The 12,723-nt window shown below is 57.7% G+C and carries 7 protein-coding genes, 1 tRNA gene and 1 pseudogene; 4 read left to right on the forward strand and 5 right to left on the reverse strand.

Going from position 1 to position 12,723, the window contains the following annotated elements:
• Position 1: 1 nt before the first annotated feature.
• The 5 genes and pseudogenes from ABJ99_RS06725 to ABJ99_RS06745 all read right to left on the reverse strand — a co-directional run bounded on the left by ABJ99_RS06725 (position 2) and on the right by ABJ99_RS06745 (position 6,200).
• Positions 2-1,339 (reverse strand): HlyD family type I secretion periplasmic adaptor subunit, encoded by a 1,338-nt coding sequence (locus ABJ99_RS06725; protein ID WP_054085148.1) that lies wholly within the window; start codon positions 1,337-1,339, stop codon positions 2-4.
• 1 nt (position 1,340) lies between these two features.
• Positions 1,341-3,122: pseudogene (locus ABJ99_RS06730) on the reverse strand (type I secretion system permease/ATPase); the annotation flags it as partial.
• A gap of 80 nt (positions 3,123-3,202) precedes the next feature.
• Complete coding sequence (locus ABJ99_RS06735; RefSeq protein ID WP_122234932.1) at positions 3,203-3,586, reverse strand: protease inhibitor Inh/omp19 family protein; 384 nt, start codon at positions 3,584-3,586, stop codon at positions 3,203-3,205.
• Between the two features lie 57 nt (positions 3,587-3,643).
• The gene (locus tag ABJ99_RS06740; RefSeq protein ID WP_054085149.1) at positions 3,644-5,074 is read right to left on the reverse strand and encodes a serralysin family metalloprotease; all 1,431 of its coding nucleotides are present in this window, start codon (positions 5,072-5,074) and stop codon (positions 3,644-3,646) included.
• 454 nt (positions 5,075-5,528) lie between these two features.
• Positions 5,529-6,200, reverse strand: coding sequence for a Bax inhibitor-1/YccA family protein (locus ABJ99_RS06745; RefSeq protein WP_054085150.1), 672 nt, complete (start codon positions 6,198-6,200; stop codon positions 5,529-5,531).
• 121 nt (positions 6,201-6,321) lie between these two features.
• Here ABJ99_RS06745 and ABJ99_RS06750 point away from each other — a divergent pair.
• The 4 genes from ABJ99_RS06750 to ABJ99_RS06765 all read left to right on the forward strand — a co-directional run bounded on the left by ABJ99_RS06750 (position 6,322) and on the right by ABJ99_RS06765 (position 12,648).
• Positions 6,322-6,409, forward strand: a tRNA-Ser gene (locus ABJ99_RS06750).
• A 188-nt stretch (positions 6,410-6,597) separates the two neighbouring features.
• Positions 6,598-9,123: a tellurite resistance TerB family protein gene (locus ABJ99_RS06755; protein ID WP_080378045.1), complete on the forward strand. Its 2,526-nt coding sequence runs from the start codon at positions 6,598-6,600 to the stop codon at positions 9,121-9,123.
• Complete coding sequence (locus ABJ99_RS06760; protein WP_054085152.1) at positions 9,120-10,415, forward strand: ATP-binding protein; 1,296 nt, start codon at positions 9,120-9,122, stop codon at positions 10,413-10,415. The genes ABJ99_RS06755 and ABJ99_RS06760 overlap by 4 nt, the downstream gene beginning before the upstream one ends.
• Before the next feature lie 43 nt (positions 10,416-10,458).
• Positions 10,459-12,648, forward strand: coding sequence for a DEAD/DEAH box helicase (locus ABJ99_RS06765; RefSeq protein ID WP_054085153.1), 2,190 nt, complete (start codon positions 10,459-10,461; stop codon positions 12,646-12,648).
• Positions 12,649-12,723: the final 75 nt, after the last annotated feature.

Consider the following 12,723-nt stretch of genomic DNA (forward strand, 5'->3'; position numbering starts at 1 on the left):
TCTATTCCTCCGTCAACGCGGAGCCGGCACGGTCCAGCAACGGTTTGAACAGATAATTGAGCAGCGAGCGTTCGCCCGTGCGCACGAACATTTCAGCCGGCATACCCGGCTTGATCACCAGACCGTTGAGTTTTTCCAGCGCCGCATCGCCAACCGAGGTGCGTAATACGTAATACGGCTGGCCGGTTTTTTCGTCCTGCATCTGGTCAGCGGAAATCAGGCTCACCTCACCGGACACCCTCGGGGTGCGGCTCTGATTGAACGCCGTGAACAAAATATCCACCGGCAAGTGGCTGGCGACCTTATCGATCAACTGCACCGGCAAGCGCCCTTCGACCTCTAGACGGGTGCCTTGCGGAACGATTTCCAGCAGCGTTTCGCCAGCACGAACCACCGCGCCTTCGGTGTGCACGCCCAGGTTGACGGCGATGCCATCGGCAGGCGCCAGAATTGCGCTGTGCTGCAAGCTAAAACCCGCAGAGGCCAGTTGCTGCTCAAGCGTCAGCGCCTTGACCTGCGCGTCGGCCCATTGGCTGCGCACCTCTTTCTGATACTCCTCGCGCTGCTGCTGCAGACGCAGCCGCGACTCGATGATCGACTGCTCGATTCGCCCGGTTTCGCCCGCGTTCTGAGCCAGGTCCTGCTGCACCTGCGACAACTGACGCTGAAATTCCAGCAGCCGGTTGCTCGGGATAAAACCGTTTTGCGCCAGGGGCTGCAGGTTGCTCAACTGCTGGCGCAGCGAGTCGGCCTGGGCCTGCAGGTCCAGACGCGCCCGGCGCATGCCCTTGAGTTGCAGCCCGGCACCTTCGATGCTCGCCTGCAAACCCGATTGCTCACGCGCCAGGGCCTGTCGACGACTGCTGAACAATTGCCGCTGCCCTTCAAGCACCAACGCCAATCGTGGATCGGGGTCTTGCCCTTGCCCGGCGGCGATCAGTTCTGCGGGGAAGTTGATCTCATTCAGGTTGTCGCGCTCGCTCTGCCAACGGGCCAGACTCGCCCACGCCATTCGGTATTGAGCGCGTAACGACTGCACATCGGCTTCGACCTGCGTCTGATCGAGGCGAAACAGCGGTTCGCCTTCTTTTACCAGCTGGCCTTCGCTGACGAGAATTTTGCTCACCACGCCGCCATCCAGCGACTGCACGGCCTTGCGTTTGCCCGAGACCACCACCGTCCCTTGCACGGCGATGCCTTGATCCAGCGGTGCCAGACTTGCCCAGAGAAAAAAGCTGCCCGCCCCTGCCAGCATCAGAATCCAGCCTGCGCGGACGAAAAACTGCACGCCGCGTTCCTTGCCCGGCACGGCGTAATGATTGTCGAGAGAGCGGCTCATACGTCTGCCTGTTCTGGGCGCCGTACTGGCGGCTCATGGAAATCCCGGTCGGCACCGGGCGGGGTTGCGGTTGTTGCTCGGCGGTTTGCGCCTGCGATGCCTGCCCCGACAGCGCCTGAAGGATTTGCGCCGTTGGCCCGAAGGCCTGCATGCGACCTTCGCTCAGTACCAGCAGACGATCGGTCTGAGTCAATGAAGGCGTACGGTGAGTCACGAGCACCACCGTACAACCTCGGGCCTTGAGCTCACCGATTGCCTGAGTGAGCGCCGCTTCGCCAGCGGCATCCAGATTGGAGTTGGGTTCATCCAGCACCACCAGTCGTGGTTCGCCATATAACGCCCGAGCCAACGCAACGCGCTGTTTCTGGCCGCCAGACAAGCCGCCACCATCATCGCTCAGGCGCGTGTCGTAACCTTGCGGCAAGCGCAGAATCAGCTCATGCACACCCGCCAGTCGCGCAGCAGCCACCACCGCGGCCCCGTCGTCATCACGGAAACGCGCAATATTCTCGGCCACGGTGCCACTGAACAGTTCGATGTCCTGCGGCAAATAACCAATGTAGGGCCCAAGTGCCTCGCGGTCCCAGCGATGCATGTCGGCACCGTCCAGCCGCACTGTGCCGCCGAGCACTGGCCACACCCCCACCAGCACTCGAGCGAGGGTCGACTTGCCAGAGCCGGACGCGCCCAGCACGCCAAGCACCTCCCCGGCCTGTAACTGAAAACTCACCTGTTGCACCGTCGGCGAGGTTCTGCCCGGAGGTGCGGCGCTGACCTGCTCTGCGGTGATCTGACCGCGCGGTGCCGGCAGCGGCATGCGCGGCGCAGGTTCGGCGTAAGTCTTGAGCAACTGATCGAGGCGCCCGTAAGCCAGGCGTGCGGAACTCCACTGTTTCCAGACGGCAATCAACTGATCGATGGGACTCAGAACGCGTCCCATCAGGATCGAACCGGCGATCATCATTCCGGCCGTCATGTCGCCACGGATCACCAGCAGTGCGCCCAGCCCCAGGACCAGCGATTGCAGACACAGGCGCAGCGCTTTGCTGATCGAGCTGATCACCGCGCCGGTGTCGCTGGCGCGGTTCTGCAGCGCCAGAAAGCGCCCGTGCACAGAGAACCAGCGACGTCGCAATGCCTCCAGCATGCCCATGGCCTGAATGGCCTCGGCCTGTTGCAGGTGGCGAGTTGCCAATTGCGCAGACTGCTGCGAATAGCCACTGGCCTCGGCCAACGGCTTACGGGTCAGCCATTCATTCAGGTACGCCAGCGCGACCAGCAGCACCGTGCCGACACTGGCCAGCAGGCCCAGCCAGGGATCGAACAGAAAAATCACCGCCAGATAAATGGGAAACCAGGGGGCGTCAAAGAACGCAAACAACGCAGGGCCGGTGAGGAACTGGCGGATAAAGGTCAGATCACCGAGTGCCTGGCCGGCCTGACGCTGCCCGGCATGCAGATTGCTCTCGAACGCAGCCTGGTAGACACGCAGATTGAAACGCTTCTCCAGCTCGCTGCCGATGCGGATGACCACGAAGCTGCGGATCATTTCCAGCAAGCCGATAAACGCAAAGAATCCGACCACCATCAGGGTCAGCATGGCCAGTGTGGTCTGATTCTGCGAGGTCAACACACGGTCATAGACCTGCAACATGTAAATCGATGGAGCAAGCATCAACACATTGATCAGCGCGGTAAAACAACCGACGCCGATCAACGCGCTCTTGTAATCTGCCAGCGCTTTATAAAGCGGCGGCTGGGCGCTATGGGGCAAGGCACTCATGGTCGTTCCTTGATGATCCTGCTTGTGACAGGGCGACATCCGTGATTTTTGTCAAATAACGCGTGTACGTCCGTAAATGCTTATTCGGCGAGCCGTCCAAGGATCAGCACTTCACCACCGGGCAAACGTGCTTCATAGCTCTGCGATCCTGTCCTGTTAAAGTGGACCAGGCGATTGCCTTCCTTGTCGGTGAGCGCCAGACCATCCGGAGTCGGAAACCAGCCGTCAGGCACTTCGTGCAACCACTGCACTGCACACGCCAGATCACCACTCAGTTGCGGTACTTCGGTATTCAGATGAAGCTGGCAGGCATCTCCGGCTTTCCCTTGAACAGAAAGTTGCCACTTGCCGCTGAGCTCGGCGGGGTTGGGCAGTTTCAAACTCATGGCCATGCTTGCTCCAGAAATCCCTGCCAGCAGCGCAAACGCAATTGGCACGATTCGAACAACGTGATTGATATTCATGAAGGGGTACATTCCGGATCATGGGCGGCAGAAAGAGCCGCCCATGAGTGTTACCGATTAAACCACGATATCCGTAGCGAACGCTTGACCAACGGTCCCTACCAGGAAATCACCCAGTCCCTGCCCTGTGAAGTCGATGGCCAGGCTACCCAGATTGCTGCTCTGGCTGTAGTTGAGGATCGCTTCACCCGCATGTCCGCTGAAGGCGTTGACGAACTGCAATGCGCTCAGCGTGGAGATGGCCGATACGTCGATTTTGTCCTGACCACTGACAAAGTCACGAATCGTATCCTGAGCTGCACGATTGGAGTCGGAGCTGGCACCGAACACAAAGATGTCAGCACCTGCGCCACCGGTCAGGCTGTCGGCGCCGCCGCCACCGTAGATGATGTCGTTACCGGCACCACCTTTAAGGTCGTTTGCAGCGGAGTTGCCGATCAACAAGTCACTGCCTGAGCCACCGATGGCGTTTTCAACCACGACGTTTTTGGCAATGGAAACGTTGCCCACCATGCCACCGATGTCCGAGAACGAGGCGGCGTTGAGGTTGATCTTCTGGTTCTGGGTGAAGCCCGAGAAGTCGAGGGTATCCTTGCCCCCTCCGTCCCACACCGAGAACACCACCTTGGAAGCGGCAGACGTGGCGCTGTAGAAATCCCGCCCGGCGGTGGAGTTGAAGCCGTAGACCGTGTCGGTGGCACGCGTGCTCATGTTTGCGCCGTAAAGCTGCTGAACAGCCGCAATATCGTCCAGCAACGGAGCCGAGGAATACGACGGAGCGCCGCCCTTGACGAAGTTCTGATCGGTATTGGATTCACTCCAGTAACTCATGACGCTGTAACCGCGCGTGTCTTCTGCGTAAGTGGCGTCCCTATAAGTCGGGTTGCCTTCGCCGGCGTTGTAGTCGCCAGGGTGAGACAGGCCCAGGGTGTGGCCGATTTCGTGGGTCAGGGTCTGACGGCCGTAATTGCCATTGTCCGGGGTGGTGTTGACCTTGTAGCTGTTATCGACAAGGTACCAGGACTGGCCATCCGTGCGGCTGTTGCCACTGGGCAGATACGCAAAAGCTGCCCCGCCGCTACTGCCATCACTGTAGTTACCAAAGGTCATATGCCCGTCGCCGCCGGAAGCGGCCTGGGTGAAACTGACCTTGGCAACGTCTGCCCAGGATTGCATCGACAATACCGCCTGGGCTTTCTGTTGCGCGTTGAACGCACTGAAAGTCCCCAGAGAATTGTCGAACCCGGCAGGTTTGGCTGTCAGGAACGTATACGTGAGGTTGATGGTGCCGTTACCGTCGCGATCCGCCCAGGCGGTGTCATCGCGAAGCAGGTAATCAGCAGCCTGATCGACCGAGTACGAAGGCTTGCCATTGATCGTGAGGTTGCCACCACGGTCATACTCGTGAGCGAACGTATTGATCTGGTCATAGGAACTGCTGGTAGCAGCGGAGAGTTGAATTGCAGCATTTTCTTTGACTTTCGTCATGACACTTCCTTGTTTGCTGATAGAACAGATTGGTACGACAGGACTCCATCTGTGGCGAGGAAATCCTGTCACTCGCCTTTGTGTTGCGTAACAAAACTGACACATCCTGAAAAAATGTGTCCATCCCTGTTCCGTGATGTCAATTGGCCAAAACGGCGAAGTGCCTACAAACCCTGGGGAATAGTCTGATATTTGTTTCAGTGATGATTAAAAGTCGATAAATGCCTGATAAGACTGTAACAATCTTGATAAAGATGACTTATCAGTCAAAAAAATTTACGCCTTGGGCTGGACTGAATGACAGGATTTGACTGACATGCCAGGGCGGTGAAAAACCGGCATAACGCCAGCACCCCGATTTTTTGAAAACGCAGAAATGCAAAAGCCCCGACAAGTCGGGGCTTTTGTTTACAGCGAAGCGGCCTGAACGCTCAAGCCGCCGTGATCATATAGATCAGTCGTCGCGGCTCATGATGCCGAAGATTTGCAGCAGGCTGACGAACAGGTTGTAGATCGATACATACAGGCTGACGGTCGCCATTATGTAGTTACGCTCGCCACCCTGAATGATCGCGCTGGTCTGGAACAGAATGCAGACCGAAGAGAACAGTACAAAACCTGCGCTGATCGCCAGTTGCAGCCCGCTGATCTGGAAGAACATGCTGGCCAGCACCGCACCCAGCAGGACGAAGAAACCGGCGGTGATGAAACCGCCCAGGAAACTCATGTCCTTGCGGGTGATCAGCACATAGGCCGACAAGCCACCAAAGACCAGTGCGGTCATCGCGAAAGCGGAGCTGACCACTTCAGCGCCGCCAGCCATGCCCAGATAACGGTTGAGGATCGGGCCCAGCAGGAAACCCATGAAGCCGGTCAGAGCGAATGTCGAAACCAGACCCCAGGCCGAATCACGCAGCTTGTTGGTCAGGAAGAACAGACCATAGAAGCCGATCAGCACCACGAAGATATTCGGGTAGCCAACGCGCATCTGCTGCGCGACAAAGGCCATGACACCGCTGAACGCCAGCGTCAGGGCAAGAAGACCATAAGTATTGCGCAGGACACGACTAACCTCGAGCTGGTCGGCCTGCACGCCGGTTTTAAGGCTGTAATCCTGTTCGCGCATGGCGAAACTCCTTCCTGTTGAAATGTTGAGTTGCAAAGATCATAACAGAGGCGCTGCAACTGGCTAGTCACAGAGTTTGACAGCTTGTTTCATTCCGGTATTATGGCGCCCGCAACGAAGTGGAGGTATGGCCGAGTGGTTTAAGGCAGCAGTCTTGAAAACTGCCGACTGTAACAGGTCCTAGAGTTCGAATCTCTATGCCTCCGCCATATTTGGTAGCGCAAAGCCCTGATTATTCAGGGCTTTGTCGTTTCCGGGGTTTTGGTAAACCCGCTTGAGGAGGCAGAAACCCACCTCGCCAGTTTCCGCCCCTCTTGTCTGTGGCACGCATGCTTGGCCCCCGCAGACAAAATGTGGATACTGCCGGTTTGCCAGCCGATGAACCATGGAAGAGCCAATGGCACCCAGTCGACCGTCCACCCATTTTGCTGGAGGCACGCCGCTCCATGCGGACGAGATTCGGCACACTGCCGGGGCTTCTGAAGAATACCTTCCAGCAGCTGTTCAAACACACGCTGTCGATGCAGGGACTGAAAACCTTGCGACAGGTCGCTTTGCACGCTTCAGTCGAGCTTCGTCCCTGGTAGGCGGTACCCAGCCTTTCCCCATCCCTGTCCGGACGCCTTCTTTCGGCAACAGTGACTACGCCGGCCTCGCCATAGGGCGCTACGCGCGCTTCAGCAGACCGTCCAGCAACCTGATTGGCGGCACGCAACCTCAGCCAGATGAGGACACGTCAGTACAGGAATCTGTGCCCGCTGCACCGCAGGCGACCTCCTCCACTCTCAACCTGGAATTCTTTACCGTTCGGCAGGGCTCACCCGAAAGCGGGTCCTTCAGCATTCCGAAAGCACCTGCTCACACCGGTAAACTCAGATGGCTACGTCCGGGAGAGCCCGTCACTGTCGCCGGCATCACGCTGCCCGACGGCATGGTTTACGTCGGCGCTAAAAACCCGCGGTTCAGGCAGTTAGAGCCTTCATTCATTGATACATCCTTGAAAGTAGCGAATTCGCACGTCGATCTTGCCCCCATGCTGACGTTCTACTGGTCGACTTACGATGACCTCGATCCAAAGGAACGTCACGGCTACTTACAGTGGCTGGCCGGTGGTCGATGCGATCCCAAGGCAGGTAGCGGTTATGTCTTCATGTTTTTCCACGGCCTGGAGCGGCGATTGCTCGTGGACACACTCTCTGATGCCGAGGCGCGAGAAGAGAGCACTGCGATCAAGGCTGAGATAGAGCGTCTGAAAGGACTTTATTACCAGCATGGGTCGTTTTGTAGCCAGGCCTCGAGGCTTCTTGAGCATCTGAACACGACGGTCATTTCAGAGCGAATGTACTTGCACGAACCGCCAACGAAATCGGCTGACAGCTATGAAATGCCGATCTTGACGCGCGTGGCGTTGGGCCAGATGGCCAAGGACAAATACCCGTTGAACAGCGGCTGGGCACTGGCCTGGGCGATGACCGATCCGAACATTTCACTGCGCACCCCGGTCGTCAGGTGCTCGGATCTGTTTCAACGGCTGTTCAAGGCAGAATATGCCCAACGATTCCCCGATGGTCTGAAAGTACTCAACAACAAAACCAGACTCAGGATTACCTACCGTGCGTCCTCCCCCTACCTTGACATACCCCCCATACCTGTAGGTGATCTCCCTGATGTAAGCGTGACGTCAGGCATTCGCAAAAAACTGCAGCTCATCGTTGAGGAATGCGCCGGGCTGCTCACCCCATTCAGCCGTTATGTGGGCCGAAACGTCGACAACCCTGACAAATACGAGGCTCTGGAGGGCTTGCTTCTGCTGCCGCCATTCCTGTGGCCTGAATACGCGAAGCGCGAGCTGGAAAAACTGCAATCGGACGTCAGCTCTGACGCAATTGCGATGCCGTTCAGCGAGCTGGCGCAACGCTTCAAGTCCGACGGCGCTCTGCCGCGCAATCAGATAACCGCACTGGCAAGAATTCTGGAGGGCCTGAACATCGGCATGGAGCCCGACGTACTGGCTGGCGGCCGCGCGAAAGCAGATGAGCACGTCGTGCTGTTTGAAACGGAGCCTGATGAACCGGCCCTGCGCGCAACAACAGACTACAGCGTTGCGTTGACCACGTTGGATATCGCCGCTTCAGTAGCAGCGTCGGGAGAAGCAAATCAGGGACAGAGCGCGCTGCTCGGCCAGCATATCGATTCGTGGACGCATTTTTCCGTCACACATCGAAAACGTCTCAAGGCGTACCAGTTACTCCAACGATTGCAGCCGCCAACACTTTCAAGTCTCAAAAAGAAGATTGCTGCACTGCAGCAAGATGAAAAGCGCACTATCGGCTATTTTCTCGCTCAGCTTGCCCAGGCTGATGGAACCGTCACCCCTCAGCAGGTCAAGCTGCTTGAGCGCGCCTACAAAGCCCTGCAACTCGATACGACTTCGCTGTACAGCGATCTGCATGGTGCTGCGGCCAGCGTGTCTGGCGGAATGATCTCTGCACGCCGATCTTTACCTGCTTCAACCGGAGCCGACGGCAAAAAACAGGGCTCAGGAATCGTTCTGGACATGCACAAAATCGCACAGTTGCAGCGCGAAACCGCAGCGGCGTCAGCACTTCTGGCCAATGTTTTCAAGGGCGATCAGGAAGACGAACAGGTCACTGCAGAAGATAGCGCGCAAAATGCCTCCGATGCCGAGACGCATCTCTACGGCCTCGATACCGAACACTCGGCATTTCTCCGCCTGCTGGTATCGCGTAACGAATGGACTCGACAAGCGCTGGAAAATGCAACTGCCACCATGGACCTGATGCTCGATGGTGCACTGGAGCAGATCAACGATATGGCATTCGAGCTGTTCGACATGCCGGTTTCCGAGGGCGATGACCCGATCGAAATCAACCCCGACATTTGGAGCGAGCTAACGCTATGAGTACGATACGAGCCAAGGATCGCGATGCGGTCATTCAGTCACTGCGCGCCGGAGTTGTTCCTCGTGTCGGACAGCACCTGATACAGGTAGGCCGCGTCGGTGAACTGGCCGCCCTTATAAAAGATGTCGACCGCCTGGTCGAAGGTGGTTCAGCGTTTCGTGTCGTAATTGGCGAGTATGGCGCAGGCAAGACATTCTTCCTCAATCTGGTCAGAGGCATTGCGATGGAACGCAAGCTGGTCACCATGCATGCCGATCTCAACCCCGACCGGCGTTTGCACGCTTCAGGCGGCCAGGCGCGCTCGCTTTACGCCGAGCTTGCCAAGAACATGTCTACACGTACCAAACCGGATGGCGGTGCGCTTCAGGGCATTGTCGAAAAATTCATTTCCCAGGCAAAAACCGAGGCCAGGAGCAAGGGCATCGACAGCGAGACGGTGATTCGCCAATACCTCGCCGAACTGACCGAAATGGTCAATGGTTATGATTTCGCAGAAGTCATTGCCGCCTACTGCCGTGGCTTTGATGAAGGCAACGAAAAGCTCAAAGCTGATGCCATTCGCTGGCTGCGAGGTGAGTTCACCACCAAAACCGATGCGCGGGCGGCCTTGGGAGTAAGAAGCTGCGTGGATGACGCCTCTGTGTACGATCAACTCAAACTGCTTTCCCGCTTTGTGCGGCTGGCAGGCTTCGGCGGGCTGATGGTGTGCCTGGACGAACTGGTCAACCTGTACAAACTTGCCAATACCCAGGCGCGCAATGCGAACTACGAACAGATCCTGCGCATCCTCAATGATTCTCTGCAAGGATCGACGGACGGACTGGGTTTTGTTCTGGGCGGTACGCCGGAATTTCTGATGGACACGCGCCGAGGCTTGTACAGCTACCCTGCCCTGCAGTCCAGGCTGGCAGAAAACACCTTTGCCAAGACCGGTTATGTCGACCTTTCTGGCCCGGTCATCCGTCTGACCAGCCTTACTCCCGAGGACTTCTACGTCCTCCTGCAGAACCTGCGCAACGTTTATGCCTACGGCGATCCGGAAAAATACCTGCTCCCGGATGAAGCGATCCCCGTCTTTATCGAGCACTGTGGCCAGCGGCTGGGAGAGGCTTACTTCCGTACGCCCCGGACCACCATTACTGCTTTTATCAACCTGCTGGCGGTACTGGAACAAAATCCGGGCGCAGACTGGAGAGCACTTCTGGGCGCTGTGGAGATTGCCAGAGACGACGGCGGCCAGAACGATCTGAACGTAGAGGCCGACGATGAACTCACCAGTTTCAAGCTCTGACTCATCGGCGTTCGAACAGCTTCACCCCGATGTACAGCAATGGGTGTGGTCCCAAGGCTGGACCTCGCTCAGGGATGCTCAGGAATGGGCTATCCCTGCCTTGATCGAGGCTGATCGTGACGTGATCATCGCGGCGTCAACGGCAGCAGGCAAAACCGAAGCGGCTTTTCTGCCCATTCTGACCAACCTGCTCAACAGCGCGGATCCGCCTGGCGCGGTGCTTTACATCAGCCCGCTGAAGGCCCTGATCAATGACCAGTGGGACAGATTGACGCGCCTGTGCGAGCGCCTTGAAATTCCGGTCGTCGGCTGGCATGGCGATGTATCAGCAAGCAAAAAGCATAAGTTTCTTAAATCGCCCAGCGGCATTCTGCTCATTACCCCAGAGTCGCTGGAAGCCTTGTTCGTCAACCGCGGCTCGGCTCTGGCGGGTCTTTTTCAAAACCTTCGTTACGTCGTGATCGACGAATTGCATGCCTTCATCGGCAGTGAACGCGGCAAGCAACTGCAATCGCTGATGCACCGGGTCGAGAGCGTTGCCAACAGGAAACTTCCGCGTGTAGGCCTGTCCGCGACCTTGGGGGAGATGGCGCTCGCACGCGAGTTTCTGCGTCCGGGACAAGCCCGGCGCATGGACGAAATCATTTCTCGAGCATCGGGCCAGGACCTCCAGGTTCAAGTGCGCGGCTACACGATGCTGCCGCTGAAAAAGCTCGTTGCGGACAAACAGACATCCATAACAAAGGACGACGATGACGAAGAAGAAGACGCATCCGGGACCAGACACGCTATCGCGGCACATCTGTACAGGGTTTTGCGCGGCAGCAACAACCTGATTTTCCCCAACAGCCGCGACCAAGTGGAGTGGTACGCCGACAGACTGCGCCGTTTGTGTGAAAACGATGGTCTGCCCAATGAATTTCTACCACACCACGGAAGCCTGTCCAGGGACTTGCGTGAAGACACAGAGCGAGCATTGAAAGCGGGCACCCCGCCCGCCTCTGCTGTCTGCACCACCACCCTTGAGTTGGGTATCGATATCGGCAATATCAAAGCCGTTGCGCAGATCGGACCGCCTCCATCGGTAGCCAGCCTGCGTCAGCGATTGGGCCGATCAGGGCGCCGTGAGGGAGAGCCCGCAACACTGCGCGCCTATTGCCAGGAAAAAACCCTGACACCTGAATCAGGCCTCTCGGATCAACTCCGGCAAAATCTCGTACAGACAATCGCCATGATCCGGTTGTTGATCGAAAAATGGTTTGAGCCACCCAGAGCGAACGACCTGCACGCCTCGACGCTGGTGCAGCAGTGCTTGTCGATGATCGCTCAGCAAGGCGGCGCCAGTGCAACAGAGCTGTGGAGTAGCCTGGTCGCAAGCGGGACATTTGCAGCCATCAGCAAAGCCGACTTTATGACCCTCCTCAAGACTTTGGGTGAAAAGAAACTGATCGTTCAGGACAGTTCGGGCCTGCTGCTGCCGGGTGAAATTGGCGAGAAGCTGGTCAATCACTATGAGTTTTACAGCGCATTTACCACCGATGAAGAGTTCAGGCTGGTCCGGGATGGCAAACCGCTCGGGTCCGTTCCTGTCAGCCGCCCGCTGACCATGGGCCAACGCATCATATTCGGCGGCCGACGCTGGCAGGTACTGGATGTAGACCTGGAAAAGAAAGTCATTGTCGTCATGCCTGCACGTGGCGGCGAGCCGCCCGTATTCGATGGGCTCGGGGCCAAGATTCATGACCGCGTACGGCAAGAGATGCGCGCCGTACTGACAGAGAGCGATCCCTGCCCGTTCATTGATGCCAGTGCGCAAGCCCTGCTCGGAGAAGCACGTCAGACATTTCACAGGCTGGGGCTGGCAGACCAGTATCTGACCGGCTCGGTCTCAAGCAGCTACCTGCTGACCTGGGCCGGGGACTACACCAATGACGCGCTTTGCCTTTTGCTCAACCAGTCCGGGGTGATGTGCACAGGTTCGGGACTGGTTCTGGAAATAAGCGCATCACGGGAAAGCGCTTTAGCGGCGCTGGGCAGGATTGCCGAGCTGGACGCCAACGACGTCGAGCCGCTTTTGAACGATGTAAAGAACCTGATCCGGGAGAAGTGGGATTGGGCCCTGCCAAAATCGCTGCTGATCAAGTCGTTCGCTTCCAGCCAGCTGGATATCCCGAACGCCGTTGCGCTTGCAAAGGCCCTGATTATTGCCGAGGCCGATCAGAGCAGCTCCTGATAATCGCCGCACTCCCTGCCCGCCTCACGCGGCCTGATATATTGATGCGCATCCCGCATCAATAGAACTGACTGC

It is taken from the genome of Pseudomonas syringae pv. cilantro, assembly GCF_001293775.1.
Classification (GTDB): domain Bacteria; phylum Pseudomonadota; class Gammaproteobacteria; order Pseudomonadales; family Pseudomonadaceae; genus Aquipseudomonas; species Aquipseudomonas syringae_P.